Below are 15,239 nucleotides of genomic sequence, written 5' to 3'. Positions count from 1 at the left end.
ATGATCGAATCCGTCGACAATTTCCTTGCACGCCTGCAACAGCGGGACCCTGGCCAACCGGAGTTTCACCAGGCTGTCGAAGAGGTGCTGCGCACCTTGTGGCCCTTTCTGGAAGCCAACCCGCACTACCTGCAAGCGGGCATTCTAGAGCGCATGGTCGAGCCTGAGCGTGCAGTGCTGTTCCGGGTGTCGTGGGTGGACGATCAGGGCAAGGTCCAGGTCAATCGCGGTTACCGTATCCAGATGAACAGCGCCATTGGCCCTTACAAAGGCGGCCTGCGCTTCCATCCTTCGGTGAACCTCAGTGTTTTGAAATTCCTGGCATTCGAACAGGTCTTCAAGAATTCCCTGACCTCACTGCCCATGGGCGGTGGCAAGGGTGGGTCTGACTTCGATCCCAAGGGCAAGAGCGACGCCGAAGTGATGCGCTTCTGCCAGGCCTTCATGAGCGAGTTGTACCGTCACATCGGCGCCGACTGCGATGTACCGGCCGGGGATATCGGGGTAGGCGCCCGTGAGATTGGGTACATGTTCGGTCAGTACAAGCGTCTGGCCAACCAGTTCACCTCCGTGCTGACCGGTAAGGGCATGACCTATGGCGGTAGCCTGATTCGTCCGGAGGCCACGGGCTATGGCTGTGTGTATTTTGCCGAGGAGATGCTCAAGCGCCAGGGTCAGCGCATCGACGGTCGTCGCGTGGCGATCTCGGGTTCGGGCAACGTCGCGCAGTATGCGGCGCGCAAGGTCATGGACCTGGGGGGCAAGGTGATCTCGCTGTCCGATTCCGAAGGCACGTTGTACGCCGAAGCGGGCCTCACCGACGCGCAGTGGGAAGCGGTGATGACCCTCAAGAACGTCAAGCGCGGCCGCATCAGCGAGCTGGCTGGGGAGTTCGGCCTGGAGTTCCGCAAGGGCCAGACGCCGTGGAGCCTGGCCTGCGACATCGCGCTGCCATGCGCGACGCAGAACGAACTGGACATCGAGGATGCCAAGGCGCTGTTGGCCAACGGTTGTATCTGCGTTGCAGAAGGCGCCAACATGCCGACGACCCTGGCGGCTGTGGACATCTTCCTCGAGGCGGGCATCCTCTATGCGCCCGGCAAGGCGTCCAACGCCGGTGGCGTTGCGGTGTCGGGCCTGGAAATGTCGCAGAACGCCATGCGCTTGCTGTGGACTGCCGGCGAAGTGGACAGCAAGCTGCATGGCATCATGCAGTCGATTCACCACGCCTGCGTTCACTTTGGTGAGCAGGACGATGGCCGGGTCAACTATGTGAAAGGGGCCAACATTGCAGGCTTCGTGAAGGTGGCTGATGCAATGCTGGCCCAGGGGGTCGTCTGATTGGGTGAGGCTTCGCAGCCCATCGCCGGCTACTCGGGTATTGAGCGGCCTCGCCGGGCCGGCTGCGGTGGGCTATTGGCCTGCCGCTTCGATCTCGATGATCTCGATGGCCTGGTCACCTACAGGCCGGCGCCATGTCACTTCATCTCCCGGGGCTGCGCCTAGCAAGGCCCTGCCCAGAGGTGATCCCCAGTTGATCAGGCCACGTGCCGCGTCAGCCTCATCTTCCCCAACCAGGCACACCAGGTGTTCCTGGTCCTGATCGTCAATGAACCTGACGCGGCTGCCTATCTGCACTTTTTCGGTGGACAGGGCTGCCGGCACCACCTGGGCACTTTGCACCCTGGCGGCGAAATACCGCAGATCCCGCTCGACTTCGGCCAACCGCTGTTTGTCGGCACGCTCGCCCTGAGCCTGCAATTCACTGCGCAACGTATTGAGTTCGGTCAGGCGCCGTTGCAGCTGGCGCAGGCCGTTGGCGGTGACGTAATTACGCTGGTCGCTGACACGCCGCTCGACCGGTTGGTCGGCCTGGGCGGCGGCTTGGTCTTCGTTGACGAATGCTCGGCTCATGAGTGCCTCCTTGTGCAGAAGACCATCATGGCAGGGGCGGGGTTTCAAGCGATGTCCACCTGCGACACCTTCAGCGCCAGGCGCGGGCGGCGCCGCGGTCTTTCTCCTGCTGCCACTGACGGTCCCGTTCGTCCCAGAAACGCTCGTGGTAGCGCTGCTGTTCGGCGCGCTCCTGCATGGCCTGGCATTGGCGAAAGCCATCGTCCCAGCCAGACTCGTACTGCCGTTCTTGAAGATAGCGCGGCACGTTCTTGCGAAAATCACCTGCTGGTACACCCGCGGCCTGACGGCCGCTGCTGCACCCGTCCTCGAAGCCATCGGCGTAGGCAGGGGGATACCCCTGCCCAAGCATCTGCTCGTGAGTCGTTTCGCACCCCGACAGCAGCATCGCCACGCACAGACCCAACCAGAACCGCCCCATAGACCTTGCCCTCACGCCGTCCAGGTAAAGTCTAGAAGGCCACCTGTGGGCGAGCTGTCAAAACCGTGTCAAAGAAGGGTTGAGGAGGCCGCAGGCCGCAATATCGCCGTAAACATGAATGCTTTCGCAACAGACCAGCCCATCAATAGTGATACCACTTCACTTCCAGCATCACCTCGTTCTGCGCCGTGGACAGGTGGCTGAACTGTCGCGCGGCACTCAGGCGCAGCCCCAGGTTCTGGCTGATTTCCCACTGCTGGTTCAGGCTGACGCTTCGGCGCACCTCGCCATTGGTGAAGTAATCGCCCTTGGCCTCCAGCGTCATGTTGCCAAGCCCATTGCGCCACAGCAGCCCGCCATTGAAACCTGCGGCAGGCGCGATGAATTGCGCGAAGTCGTTGTGGTGTTCTACACGGACCGTGCCCAGTGCAAAGCCCAGCAGGTCATCACCCAGCTGCCAGGTGCCACCGGCGCCACCATTGACGTGGCTCACCAGCACCTCGTCATCGTGTTTGCCCGGTACTCGCTCAAGGCCGCCGGCCACTTGCCACGACCAAGGCTTGAGCAGTTCGTTGCGCGGTGTCAGCGAACGGATGGTTGCCAGGTCCAGGCGTTGCACTTGCCAGTCATTGCCTTCGTACTGACGCACTTTCAGTTGCAGGATCTCGATCTGCGCCCCCAGTGGGAAGCCGTAGGCGTTGTCGTTGAGATCGTGGTAGGCCATGCGCAGGCCATACTCGGCATAGGCGCGGTCTTGGCGAGTGCCCACACCCAATTGCCAGGTCCGCGAGTCATGGCCGTCCTCGGGCAAGCCCGGGCGCTCGATGGCCAACGGCGGCGGCGGGTTGGTGTTGATCGCGCGTAGCAATTCGAAGCTGCGCTTGGCTTGGCCGGGGTCACGTTCCTGGCCATTGGCTCGGTAGCGCTCAAGGCGGTAGGCGGCGTCTTGTATCAAGGCCTGCCGCTCGCGGGGCAGTGCCTTGAATGCGGGGCTTTGCAATTGCGCCGTGTCGGCGCTTACAGCCAGCACCTGGCGTTTCTCGTCATGGTCCAGTGGCTCAGCACGCGCCAGCAGTTCGCGTTCGCGCGATGGCCGGTAGATTTCACTGGCGACCAAGCCCGATTGCTTCACCGCCTTCACGGTGTCGGTTGGTATGGCGGTCAGCGGGAACTGCGAGGTCAGGTCCAGGCCTGGCCGAGCCACCTGCAGCAGCTCCAGCAGGCGATAGGAGCAGTTCTCGTCGAAGAAGAAGTAGTCGAACTGAATCTGTTTCAGTTCCCAGACGTGCTCGACCATGCGGCCAGTTTCTTCTGGCGTGAGGTCCAGCTGGTATTCCCACAGGTCGCGGTTTTCCAGGCTGCGGTATTCCGACAGTTTCTCCTGGTAGGGCATCAGCGCGAACAGCCCGGGATAGCCACCGGCCAACCCTTTCCAGGCATACAGAATGCTGTTGTCGCTGCCTTCGATGTACGCACCGAAGTTGATCGCATAACTGAGCAGCGTGGTGTCGTCACTGCGGGTAGTGGACTGGTCGATGCGCAGCAGCGTGTGCCCGAACATCGACGAGGGGCTGTTCAGGTAGGCAGCCGGGAAGATCAACGCGGCGCTGTGCGGGTCGATCGACTGGTACCAGGTCTTGAATTCCTGGCACTGGGGTTGCGGCAAATCCTGTAGGTCAAGTTGCTCTTTCAGCCAGCGTGTACGGGCCGGGAATACACACTGGGCGTGCTTGTCGCCCAGGCTTGCCGGGGCATACAGCGCCTGCACCGTCGCCTTCAGCTCACGGTCCGGGTGATGTGCGCCATCCTGGGCAAGGAAGAAGGCGTCATCGTCCACGTAGCTGCGCCAGCCACCGAGTTTGCCGGTTTCGTAATGGCCCAAAGCAATCCAGTAGGGGGTACTGGCCAACTGCTGGAGACGGCCTTGATCCAGCATCGGCGCAGCATGAACAGGGGCGCAGAGCAACAGCGCCAGAGAGGCAAGGCGTTTGAGCATATCGGGCAACTACTTCCAGACGATGCCGAAGAAAGAGAGACCCGCCCCGGAATCGGGGCGGGAAACGCGCGTTTAGGCTTCGGTAGCGTACTTGGCCAGGCGTGGGTCGTTCTTCAGAACGGCCAGGGTGTTGCTGTGCACGGTTTCAGCATTGACGTCGGCGCTGCTGAAGATCTGGTTGAAGTGGTCGTGGGTAACCGATGCGAAGTGCGCACGGTCTTCCGGCGCCACGCCCAGTACCACGGCGTAGGTGGTCAGTGCTTCACCCTGACCCATGGCCATGTCTTCGGAAAGCTCGTTCATCATGCCGTTCATGGCAAACCACGATTTGCCGCCGTAGGTCAGTGCAGACTTGGTGGAGCAGCCGTTGGTGCCGGAGGTCATGCCGAAAGTGGCGTTACCGGAAGTGCCGTTGGTGGTGGAAGCCAGGAAGTGTGCCGGAGTGCCGCGCTGGCCTTCGAACAGCATGTTGCCCCAGCCGCAGTTCGGGCCGCCTGGCGCGTCGGCCATGGCGTTGAGCGAAGCGACGGTGAACAGAGTACCCAGAAGAATCCGTTTCATAGCATTTATTCTCTATTTGACTTAAACCAAGGGTCAGGTTTCTGGCAACTCGGGTGCCAGGTCGGGAAAGCATTTCACCCACCCGCGCAAGTTGGAGTTTAGGCATGTTCCAAAGGTTGCGTTACTGATTGCGAAAAATTTGCTTGTACAAGACACCGTCGCACCTGCGACATAAATCCCCAGGAGCCTTGCAACCCGCGCGCAGGCAGCGCCAGAATGCTGCGTATCTGCCCCGCCGAAGTAAGGAAACCCAATGCCCGATCCTGTCGCTGCGCGCCTGCGTCTTGCGCCTGAAGCCCTCACCCGGCGTTTCTCTCCCGAGCAGTTTGCTTTCACCAACACGGACGATCTGGAGCCGTTCCGCGGCGTACTGGGCCAGGAGCGTGCTGTCGAGGCCCTGCAATTCGGCGTGGCCATGCCGCGCCCCGGCTATAACGTATACGTTATGGGCGAGCCCGGTACCGGCCGCTTCTCGTTCGTCAAACGCTACCTCAAGGCCGAGGGCAAGCGTCAGCAGACCCCATCCGATTGGCTGTACGTCAATCACTTCGACGACACCCGCGAGCCGCGAGCCCTGGAATTGCCATCGGGCAGTGCCGGGGACTTCATCGCCGACATGAACGGGTTGATCGACAACTTGCTGGCGACGTTCCCGGCCGTGTTCGAGCACCCCTCGTATCAGCAGAAAAAAGGCGCCATCGACCGCGCCTTCAACCAGCGCTACGACCGCGCCCTGGATGTGATCGAGCGCGCTTCGCTGGAAAAGGACGTGGCCCTGTACCGCGATGCCAGCAACGTGGCCTTCACGCCGATGGCAGACGGCAAGGCTCTGGATGAGGCTGAGTTTGCCCAGTTGCCTGAGCACGTGCGCGAACAGTTTCACGAAGACATCGCCCTGCTCGAGGAGCGTTTGAACGAAGAGCTGGCCAGCCTCCCGCAATGGAAGCGTGAATCGAACAACCAGTTGCGTCAGCTCAACGAAGAAACCATCACCCTGGCGCTTGAGCCTTTGCTGGCACCGTTGTCGGAAAAGTACGCCGAGAACGCTGCTGTGTGTGCCTACCTGCAATCAGTGCAACTGAACCTGTTGCGCACGGTGGTCGAGCAACTGGTCGAGGACAGCAAGACTGACGCCGTGGCGCGCAAGATGCTCGAAGAGCAGTACGCACCCAGCCTGGTCGTGGGCCATCATCATGACGGCGGGGCGCCGGTGGTGTTCGAGCCGCATCCGACCTACGACAACCTGTTCGGTCGCATCGAGTACAGCACCGACCAGGGCGCGCTCTACACCTCCTACCGGCAGTTGCGTCCAGGGGCCTTGCACCGGGCCAACGGTGGCTTCCTGATCCTGGAAGCCGAGAAGATGCTGGGCGAGCCCTTTGTCTGGGATGCGCTCAAACGCGCGTTGCAATCGCGCAAGCTCAAGATGGAGTCACCCCTGGGCGAGCTGGGCCGGGTGGCAACCGTCAGCCTCACCCCGCAGGTAATTGCGCTCAACGTGAAGCTGGTGATCATCGGCTCGCGTCAGCTGTATTACGCGCTGCAGGACCACGACCCGGACTTCCAGGAGATGTTCAGGGTACTGGTGGATTTCGACGAAGACATGCCCATGGTCGACGAGAACCTGGAGCAGTTCGCCCAACTGCTGCGCACCCGTACCAACGAGGAGGGCATGGCGCCCTTGACCAGCGACGCGGTAGCCCGGCTGGCCACCTACAGCGCTCGCCTGGCTGAAAACCAGGCACGGCTCTCGGCCCGGATCGGCGATCTGTTCCAGCTGGTCAGCGAGGCCGACTTCATCCGTCAGCTGGCCAACGACGAAATGACCGATGCTGGCCATATCGAACGTGCACTCAAGGCCAAGGCGACGCGCACCGGGCGGGTCTCGCAGCGGGTGCTGGACGACATGCTGGCCGGCATCATCCTGATCGACACCCAGGGCGCGGCCATCGGCAAGTGCAACGGGCTGACCGTGCTGGAGGTGGGCGACTCGGCATTCGGCATGCCCGCGCGTATCTCGGCCACCGTGTACCCGGGCGGCAGCGGTATCGTCGACATCGAGCGCGAGGTCAACCTGGGCCAGCCCATCCACTCCAAGGGGGTGATGATCCTGACCGGCTACCTGGGCAGTCGCTATGCCCAGGAATTCCCGCTGGCGATCTCGGCCAGCATCGCTCTGGAGCAATCCTACGGTTACGTGGACGGCGACAGCGCCTCGCTGGGTGAGGCCTGCACGTTGATCTCGGCCCTTTCACGTACCCCGCTCAAGCAGTGCTTTGCGATCACCGGTTCCATCAACCAGTTCGGAGAAGTGCAGGCGGTCGGTGGTGTGAACGAGAAGATCGAAGGTTTCTTCAGGCTCTGCGAAGCCCGTGGCCTGACCGGTGAGCAGGGGGTGATCATTCCACGTGCCAACGTGGCCACGCTCATGCTCGACGAACGGGTGCTGCAGGCGGTTGAGAGCGGCACTTTCCACGTGTATGCGGTCAGCCAGGCAGATGAGGCACTGAGCCTGCTGGTAGGTGAGGAGGCGGGTGTGCCTGACGAGAAAGGGCAGTTTACCGAAGGCAGCGTCAACGCGCGCGTGGTCGAACGGCTGCGCGAGATTGCCGAGATGATCAGCGAGGAAGACATCGAAAAGGCGGAGAAGGAGCGTCTCGAAGAGGTAATTGCGCAAGCTAAACCTGCTTGAGTCAATAAACCGGCGCTGGCGGCCAGTGGCTACCGTTCGGCGCCGGTTTTCCATCTTTTGCTGGCGCTCTTCTATGCTGAACCAAGGACGCTATCAGTGTTCAGGATGAAGACAGCCCATTCGCAGGGCTGAACAGAGCTTTCAGAGGACGCGGCCATGCGCAACCTCAGCCTTACACGTCAGTGCCTGGGCCTTGTGACCCGCATCGAATGCAGCATTCGGCCCCTGGCTGGCGATACTGGTATGTGGACATTGTTGTTCGCCGCCGGCATGGCCGGTGAACAACCCTCGGCAGTAAAGGCCCAGGGGCCGTTTCACGGGCCGCAAGTGGCCGAGTCCGTGCTCAATGCCATCGTCGACAGCCTGACTCTGCACGGGTATCAGCTCAACGAAGACCCGCCCATCTGGTGCCTGCACTTGCAGGCGCAGTTGCGGCGCATGAACGGCGAGCGCACCAAAAACCTCGGCGATTACCAGTTCCATCCTGAGACCTGAACAGGCCGGGGCAGTCATCCAGCTTTTGCTGCATGAAGCGGCTGGCTATACTCGCGGTCGTTTTTTCCAGCCACCTACGAGTCCTCATCCTCCATGGAACGTATTCTCGAAAATGCGATGTATGCCTCCCGCTGGCTGCTCGCCCCCATCTACTTCGGCCTGTCCCTGGGCCTATTGGCCCTTGCGCTGAAATTCTTCCAGGAAGTGGTCCATGTTCTGCCCAACGTCTTCGCCTTGAGCGAAGCCGACCTCATCCTGGTGATCCTGTCGCTGATCGACATGTCGCTGGTCGGCGGCCTGTTGGTCATGGTGATGATTTCCGGCTATGAGAACTTCGTCTCGCAGCTGGATATCGACGAGAGCAAGGAAAAGCTCAACTGGCTCGGCAAGATGGACTCCTCCTCGCTGAAGATGAAGGTGGCTGCGTCGATCGTGGCCATTTCGTCCATCCACTTGTTGCGGGTGTTCATGGATGCCCAGAACATCTCCACCGATTACCTGATGTGGTACGTCATCATCCACATGACCTTCGTCGTCTCGGCGTTCTGCATGGGTTACCTGGACAAGCTCACCAAGCACTGACCACAACTTCAGCTGCACGCGGTGGTCTGCCGCGTGCAGCGAGGTGCCTCTCGATATGCTAGGCTGCTCGCCCTTTTCATCAAGGGCGTGGCTGCGCTGCGCCCTGCAGTGGAGCATGACAATGTCCGAGATCAACCTGTCTACCGACGAAACCCGCGTCAGCTACGGCATCGGCCGTCAGCTGGGTGGCCAGCTGCGTGACAACCCGCCGCCAGGGGTGAGCCTGGACGCGATCGTGGCCGGCCTGACCGACGCCTTCAACGGTGCAGACAGCCGCGTCAGCGAGGCCGATCTGTCGGCCAGCTTCCAGGTTATCCGTGAAGTGATGCAAGCCCAGGCGGCCGCCAAGGCCGAGGCTGCAGCGGCAGCCGGCAAGCAGTTCCTGGCCGACAACGCCAAGCGCGACGGCATCGTCACCCTGGATTCGGGCCTGCAGTACGAAGCGCTGAGCACAGGTGAAGGCGCCAAGCCATCGCGCGAAGACCAGGTGCGTGTGCACTACCACGGCACCCTGATCGACGGCACCGTGTTCGACAGCTCCTACGATCGTGGTCAGCCGGCCGAATTCCCGGTCGGTGGCGTGATCGCAGGTTGGACCGAAGCCCTGCAATTGATGAGCGCCGGCAGCAAGTGGCGCCTGTATGTGCCAAGCGAACTGGCCTACGGTGCCCAGGGCGTCGGCAGCATCCCGCCGCACAGCGTGCTGGTGTTCGACGTCGAACTGCTCGACGTTCTGTAATACCGCTGGGGCCGCGTTGCGGCCCTTTCCCGGCTCGCTAGAACTGTCAGTTCCAGTCTGTTCCCACCGGGCGCAATGCCCGTGCATAGCAGAACAGAAACAGGTTGCGCACCAACTCCTTCAGCACCCCCGGCTCATTCGAATTCAGCCCGCGCAGGTCCAGATCGCCCTGGTCGCGCAGTTCGTCCAGCGCTTCTGCTTCGAGCACCGCGCACACTTCACCAGTCTCCCGATGAAGAATGCGCAGATACGGATGAGGGCGGTCCAGCCAGGCATCGATCAGATAAGTCATGACTACTCTCCTTGGATAACTTTCCAATGAGAATAATTCTTATTATCAAAATAGCAAGAACCAATTGGCGGATCTGGGTGAAATCAGACCTTGCGCACGAATTCCGATTTCAACTTCATCGCGCCAATGCCGTCGATCTTGCAGTCGATATCGTGGTCACCGTCGCACAGGCGGATGTTCTTGACCTTGGTGCCGACCTTGACCACCAGGGACGAGCTCTTGACCTTCAAGTCCTTGATCACGGTCACGGTGTCGCCGTCCTGTAGCACATTGCCGACGGAATCTTTCTTCACCACGTCGTCATTGGCAGGTTCGGCTTCGCCGTTGGCCGACCATTCGTGGGCACATTCAGGGCAGATCAGCTGCGTGCCATCCTCGTAGGTGTATTCGGAATTGCATTTGGGGCAGGGTGGCAACGTACTCACTTCGGTTCCTCGAACAAACAGGCGGAAAAAGCCGCCATTGTAGAAGGTCTGGTTTCAGAAGTGATTATGTCCGTACAAAAGTTCGTAGCGGTTCGGGGACGAACCGCGTCTGGGGAAGGGCGTGCCGTCAGTGGGTGCGTGCGACAGCGAACTGGCTGAGTTCGACCAGCGCATCCCGGTATTCGCTGGCAGGAAGCACTTCCAGGCACTCGATGGCGCGCTTGACGTAATCCTGCGCCAAGGCTGCGGTGTACTTGAGTGCACCCGAGGCCTCAACCGCGGCACGGATCTGCTCCAGGTCTTCAAGGCCGCCTTTCTGAATGGCCTGGCGCACCAGCGCTGCCTGCTCGGCAGTGCCCTCGCGCATGGTATAGATCAAGGGCAGAGTGGGTTTGCCCTCGGCCAGGTCGTCGCCCACGTTCTTGCCCAGTGCTTCGGCGTCACCTTCATAGTCGAGCAGGTCGTCGACCAGCTGGAAGGCCACGCCCAGGTGGTCACCGAACATGCGCAAGGCCTCGCGCTGGGCATCGGAGGCCTGGGCCAGCGCCGCAGCACTGTGAGTGGAGGCTTCGAAGAGCATGGCGGTCTTGCCGCGGATGACGTCCATGTAGACGTCCTCGGTGGTGCTGGCATCGCGAACCCGCGACAGCTGCAGCACTTCACCTTCGGCAATGACCCGGGTAGCCCTGGACAGAATCTGCATGACCGGCATCGACCCCAGTTCGACCATCATCTCGAACGAACGGGAATAGAGGAAATCACCGACCAGCACGCTTGGGGCGTTGCCCCACAGGGCGTTGGCCGTGGAGCGGCCGCGGCGCATGCCCGACATGTCGACCACGTCATCGTGCAGCAAGGTGGCGGTGTGCAGGAACTCGATGGTTGCCGCCAGCAGCCGCAGGTCGTCGCCCCGGTAGCCCAGGGCCTTGCCGCACAGCAATACCAGCAATGGACGCAGGCGCTTGCCACCGGCCGACGTGATATAGTCGCCGATCTTCGATACCAGCGGCACGCGCGAGGTCAGCTGCTTCTTGATGATCTCGTCGACGGCGCTGAAATCGTCAGCCACCGCACGGTAGAAGGTTTGGGGTTGCATCGGCTGCTCCAGTGAGGTTGCGCGGCATGCTAGGTTGCGGGTCCCGGTGTGTCAAGGCACGGTGCCGGTCGGTCGGGCGCTGCACTTGCAAGCAAAACCTGTGTTGCGTACAATCGCGCACCCTAACTTCCTGGGCAGCACCTGCCTTACGCAATTGCGCCGGGCCGTTCCAGCCCTGTGCAGCCATGCCAGCCAATACTCATCATATAAAGCGCTGGGTGAGCAGGATTATCGGAGAAATACCATGTCTTACGCAGTAATCGTTACCGGCGGCAAGCAGTACAAAGTCGCTGAAGGTGAATTCCTCAAGGTCGAGAAACTGGAAGTCGCCACTGGCGAGTCCGTGACTTTCGATCGCGTTCTGCTGGTCGCCAACGGTGAAGAAGTCACCATCGGTGCTCCAGTTGTTGCTGGCGCTAAAGTAGTGGCCGAAGTCGTTTCGCAAGGCCGCCACGACAAGGTTCGCATCATCAAGTTCCGTCGTCGTAAGCACCACATGAAGCGCATGGGCCACCGCCAGTGGTTCACCGAGATCAAAATCACCGGCATCCAGGCTTAATCCCCTAGATCCCCTGAATTTATTTGGAGAATTGAACCATGGCTCACAAGAAGGCTGGTGGTAGTACTCGTAACGGTCGCGACTCAGAATCGAAACGCCTTGGCGTGAAGATGTATGGCGGCCAGGTTATCAAGCCAGGCAACATCATCGTCCGCCAGCGCGGCACCGAATTCCACCCAGGCTACGGCGTGGGCATCGGTAAAGATCACACCCTGTTCGCCAAGATCGAAGGCGTGATCAAGTTCGAGAAGAAAGGCGAGTTCAACCGCCGTTACGTGAGCATCGTCGCAGCCTAATCGCGACGTCGCTCCAGAAGCCCCGTCATGCGACGGGGCTTTTTCGTTTGTGGTGAGCCTCTTGCAAAGCTGTTTGTATGGGTTGCCGGCGTGGGTTTCTACGGTCGTACGGGGCCGCCGCGCTCATTTTTGCAAGAGCCTCATGTTTATCAGTGTTCAACTCGTCGGAAGGCGAGAGGCGGTTTTTGAATGAAGTTTGTTGACGAAGTATCCATTCGGGTCAAGGCCGGTGATGGCGGTAACGGTTGCATGAGCTTCCGCCGCGAGAAGTTCATCGAGAACGGTGGCCCCAACGGCGGCGATGGTGGTGACGGTGGCTCGGTGTTCATGGTGGCAGACGAGAACCTCAACACCCTGGTCGACTATCGCTACACCCGTCACCACGAAGCCCAGCGCGGCGCCAATGGCGGCAGCACCGACTGCACGGGCAAGAAGGGTGAAGACCTGTTCCTGCGTGTGCCGGTGGGCACTACTGTGATCGATGCCTCCACGCAGGAAGTGATCGGTGACCTGGTCAAGCCGGGGCAGAAGCTGATGGTCGCCCAGGGCGGCTGGCACGGCCTGGGCAATACCCGTTTCAAATCCAGTACCAACCGTGCACCGCGCCAGACCACCCCTGGCAAGCCGGGTGAGCAGCGCGACCTGAAGATGGAAATGAAAGTGCTGGCCGATGTGGGCCTGCTGGGCCTGCCGAACGCGGGCAAGAGCACCTTCATCCGCTCGGTATCGGCCGCCAAGCCGAAAGTGGCCGATTACCCGTTCACTACTCTGGTGCCGAACCTGGGCGTGGTCAGTGTCGACCGCTGGAAAAGCTTCGTCATCGCCGACATTCCTGGGCTGATCGAAGGTGCCTCCGACGGTGCTGGCCTGGGTATCCGCTTCCTCAAGCACCTGGCGCGTACCCGTGTTCTGCTGCACCTGGTGGACATGGCGCCGCTGGACGAGAGCAGCCCGGCCGATGCCGCCGAAGTCATCGTCAACGAGCTGACCCGCTTCAGCCCGTCACTGGCTGAGCGTGAGCGCTGGTTGGTGCTGAACAAGGCCGACATGGTCATGGATGACGAGCGCGATGAGCGGGTCAAGGAAGTGGTCGAGCGCCTGCAGTGGGAGGGCCCTGTGTACGTGATCTCGGCCATCTCCAAGCAAGGTACCGAAAAGCTCAGCCACGACCTGATGCGCTACCTCGAAGACCGTGCCGACCGCCTGGCCAACGACCCGGCCTATGCCGAGGAACTGGCCGACCTCGACCAGCGCATCGAGGACGAGGCGCGGGCCCAGTTGCAGGCACTGGACGATGCTCGCACCTTGCGCCGTACCGGTGTCAAGAGCGTGCACGACATCGGCGATGACGATGACTGGGATGATGACTTCGAGGACGACGAAGACGGCCCGGAAATCATTTACGTGCGCGACTGATCGGTTGCAGTACACTAAACGCCGCTCGCTTGAGCGGCGTTTTTGTATCCACGGTATCTACAGATTCGACATAGGTTGGAAGACGATGCGAAGCAAGGTGACGGGCGCCAGGCGCTGGGTCGTGAAGATTGGCAGTGCGCTGCTGACCGCCGATGGCAAAGGCCTCGATCGCGGCGCCATGGCCGTGTGGGTCGAGCAGATGGTCGCGCTGCGTGAAGCGGGCGTGGAGTTGGTGCTGGTCTCCTCGGGCGCCGTGGCCGCCGGCATGAGCCAGCTGGGCTGGACGTCACGCCCCAGTGCGATGAACGAGCTGCAGGCAGCAGCGTCCATCGGTCAGATGCGCCTGGTGCAGGCCTGGGAGTCGAGCTTTGGCGAGCATGGCAAGCATACCGCGCAGATCCTGTTGACCCATGACGACCTGTCCGACCGCAAGCGCTACCTCAATGCGCGCAGCACCTTGCGCACCCTCGTCGAACTGGGCGTGGTGCCGGTGATCAATGAAAACGACACCGTGGTGACCGACGAAATTCGCTTCGGTGACAACGATACCCTGGCGGCATTGGTGGCTAACCTCGTGGAAGCCGACCTGCTGGTGATCCTGACCGACCGTGATGGCATGTTCGATGCCGACCCGCGCAACAACCCCGACGCGCAACTGATCTTCGAGGCCCGTGCCGATGATCCGGCGCTGGACGCCGTGGCCGGCAGCACCGGTGGTGCACTGGGGCGCGGCGGTATGCAGACCAAGCTGCGCGCTGCGCGCTTGGCGGCACGCTCCGGTGCCCACACCATCATCATTGGCGGGCGCATCGAGCGCGTGCTTGATCGTCTCAAGGCCGGTGAGCGGTTGGGCACCTTGCTGTCGCCTGAGCGTGGCATGCTGGCAGCCCGCAAGCAGTGGCTGGCGGGCCATTTGCAGACCCGCGGCACGCTGGTATTGGACGAGGGTGCGGTACAGGCACTGCGCCAGGCCAACAAGAGTTTGCTGCCAGTGGGTGTCAAGGCCATCCAGGGCAGCTTCAGACGTGGCGAGATGGTGGTGTGCGTGGGCCCTGATGGGTTGGAGGTGGCCAGGGGCCTGGCCAACTACAGTGCCCTGGAGGCGCAGAAGATCATCGGCCAATCCTCCGACGTCATCGAGTCTATCCTGGGTTATAGCGCCGAGCCTGAGCTGGTGCATCGTGACAATCTGGTGCTGGTATGAACATGCTGAAGAAACTGTTTGTCGTGGCAGCCCTTGGGTTGCCGATGCTGGCTGGCGCCGAGGAAATCGGCCAGGTGTCCACTGTCTTCAAGTTCCTGGGGCCGAACGACCGCATCGTCGTGGAAGCCTTCGACGACCCCAAGGTCGAAGGTGTGACGTGCTACCTGTCGCGAGCCAAGACGGGGGGTGTGAAGGGTGGACTGGGGCTGGCCGAGGACCGCGCCGAGGCCTCGATCGCCTGCCGTCAGGTAGGACCGATCAGCTTCAAGGGTGAGCTCAAGGATGGCGATGAGGTATTCAAGGAGCGCACATCGCTGGTATTCAAGACCATGCAGGTGGTGCGCTTCCTGGACAAGAAGCGCAATACGCTGGTGTATCTGGTATACAGCGACCGCATCGTCGAAGGCAGCCCGCAGAATGCCGTGACGGCGATTCCGATTCTGCCGTGGGCTCAGTGATAGGCAGGTCTGGGTCGATTTGAGTTGGATGCGTTGTGAGTGTTGAGGTGGGGGTGATGGGAGGCGTGTCAATCCCAGAACCTCAGCTTCGCA

The 15,239-nt window shown here is 61.3% G+C and carries 17 protein-coding genes; 10 read left to right on the top strand and 7 right to left on the bottom strand.

Going from position 1 to position 15,239, the window contains the following annotated elements; translation table 11 throughout:
• Positions 1-1,341 (top strand): NADP-specific glutamate dehydrogenase, encoded by a 1,341-nt coding sequence (gene gdhA, locus CWR53_RS19045; protein WP_058603178.1) that lies wholly within the window; start codon positions 1-3, stop codon positions 1,339-1,341.
• Positions 1,342-1,413: 72 nt separating this feature from the next.
• Here the strand turns inward: gdhA and CWR53_RS19040 are convergent, their stop codons facing one another.
• The 4 genes from CWR53_RS19040 to CWR53_RS19025 form a co-directional block, all read right to left on the bottom strand.
• Complete coding sequence (locus CWR53_RS19040; protein WP_100852246.1) at positions 1,414-1,914, bottom strand: GreA/GreB family elongation factor; 501 nt, start codon at positions 1,912-1,914, stop codon at positions 1,414-1,416.
• 70 nt (positions 1,915-1,984) lie between these two features.
• A complete protein-coding gene (locus CWR53_RS19035; protein WP_058603102.1) occupies positions 1,985-2,335 on the bottom strand; it encodes a hypothetical protein in 351 nt (116 codons plus the stop codon).
• Between the two features lie 142 nt (positions 2,336-2,477).
• On the bottom strand, positions 2,478-4,331 hold the full coding sequence (locus CWR53_RS19030) for a DUF4105 domain-containing protein (RefSeq protein WP_100852245.1): 1,854 nt from the start codon (positions 4,329-4,331) through the stop codon (positions 2,478-2,480).
• Between the two features lie 72 nt (positions 4,332-4,403).
• Positions 4,404-4,892, bottom strand: coding sequence for a DUF3015 domain-containing protein (locus CWR53_RS19025; protein ID WP_023533283.1), 489 nt, complete (start codon positions 4,890-4,892; stop codon positions 4,404-4,406).
• Positions 4,893-5,145: 253 nt separating this feature from the next.
• On the opposite strand from CWR53_RS19025, the gene CWR53_RS19020 reads away from it, so the two are divergent.
• The 4 genes from CWR53_RS19020 to CWR53_RS19005 all read left to right on the top strand — a co-directional run bounded on the left by CWR53_RS19020 (position 5,146) and on the right by CWR53_RS19005 (position 9,400).
• A complete protein-coding gene (locus CWR53_RS19020; RefSeq protein WP_058603100.1) occupies positions 5,146-7,584 on the top strand; it encodes a Lon protease family protein in 2,439 nt (812 codons plus the stop codon).
• Between the two features lie 156 nt (positions 7,585-7,740).
• On the top strand, positions 7,741-8,079 hold the full coding sequence (locus tag CWR53_RS19015; RefSeq protein ID WP_027915475.1) for a hypothetical protein: 339 nt from the start codon (positions 7,741-7,743) through the stop codon (positions 8,077-8,079).
• 93 nt (positions 8,080-8,172) lie between these two features.
• On the top strand, positions 8,173-8,661 hold the full coding sequence (locus CWR53_RS19010) for a TIGR00645 family protein (protein ID WP_003247486.1): 489 nt from the start codon (positions 8,173-8,175) through the stop codon (positions 8,659-8,661).
• A gap of 121 nt (positions 8,662-8,782) precedes the next feature.
• Positions 8,783-9,400, top strand: a complete 618-nt coding sequence (locus CWR53_RS19005; protein ID WP_100852244.1) for an FKBP-type peptidyl-prolyl cis-trans isomerase — start codon at positions 8,783-8,785, stop codon at positions 9,398-9,400.
• 46 nt (positions 9,401-9,446) lie between these two features.
• Here the strand turns inward: CWR53_RS19005 and CWR53_RS19000 are convergent, their stop codons facing one another.
• The 3 genes from CWR53_RS19000 to CWR53_RS18990 form a co-directional block, all read right to left on the bottom strand.
• The gene (locus CWR53_RS19000; RefSeq protein WP_023533238.1) at positions 9,447-9,692 is read right to left on the bottom strand and encodes a hypothetical protein; all 246 of its coding nucleotides are present in this window, start codon (positions 9,690-9,692) and stop codon (positions 9,447-9,449) included.
• A gap of 83 nt (positions 9,693-9,775) precedes the next feature.
• Complete coding sequence (locus CWR53_RS18995) at positions 9,776-10,117, bottom strand: zinc ribbon domain-containing protein YjdM (RefSeq protein WP_100852243.1); 342 nt, start codon at positions 10,115-10,117, stop codon at positions 9,776-9,778.
• Between the two features lie 127 nt (positions 10,118-10,244).
• Positions 10,245-11,213 (bottom strand): polyprenyl synthetase family protein, encoded by a 969-nt coding sequence (locus tag CWR53_RS18990; protein WP_100852242.1) that lies wholly within the window; start codon positions 11,211-11,213, stop codon positions 10,245-10,247.
• A 244-nt stretch (positions 11,214-11,457) separates the two neighbouring features.
• Between CWR53_RS18990 and rplU the strand changes: the two genes are divergently transcribed.
• From rplU to CWR53_RS18965, 5 genes are all read left to right on the top strand, one after another.
• On the top strand, positions 11,458-11,772 hold the full coding sequence (gene rplU, locus CWR53_RS18985; protein ID WP_023533254.1) for a 50S ribosomal protein L21: 315 nt from the start codon (positions 11,458-11,460) through the stop codon (positions 11,770-11,772).
• A gap of 38 nt (positions 11,773-11,810) precedes the next feature.
• A complete protein-coding gene (gene rpmA, locus CWR53_RS18980) occupies positions 11,811-12,068 on the top strand; it encodes a 50S ribosomal protein L27 (protein WP_023533198.1) in 258 nt (85 codons plus the stop codon).
• A 189-nt stretch (positions 12,069-12,257) separates the two neighbouring features.
• A complete protein-coding gene (gene cgtA / locus CWR53_RS18975) occupies positions 12,258-13,484 on the top strand; it encodes an Obg family GTPase CgtA (protein ID WP_023533221.1) in 1,227 nt (408 codons plus the stop codon).
• Positions 13,485-13,569: 85 nt separating this feature from the next.
• Positions 13,570-14,688, top strand: a complete 1,119-nt coding sequence (gene proB, locus CWR53_RS18970) for a glutamate 5-kinase (RefSeq protein WP_058603097.1) — start codon at positions 13,570-13,572, stop codon at positions 14,686-14,688.
• A gap of 2 nt (positions 14,689-14,690) precedes the next feature.
• Complete coding sequence (locus CWR53_RS18965; RefSeq protein ID WP_371259680.1) at positions 14,691-15,146, top strand: CreA family protein; 456 nt, start codon at positions 14,691-14,693, stop codon at positions 15,144-15,146.
• The last annotated feature ends 93 nt before the right edge of the window (positions 15,147-15,239 follow it).

Origin of the sequence: Pseudomonas sp. SGAir0191 (assembly GCF_002812565.2) — a bacterium.
Lineage (GTDB): Bacteria > Pseudomonadota > Gammaproteobacteria > Pseudomonadales > Pseudomonadaceae > Aquipseudomonas > Aquipseudomonas parafulva_B.
This window is presented reverse-complemented; position numbering and strand designations above follow the sequence as displayed.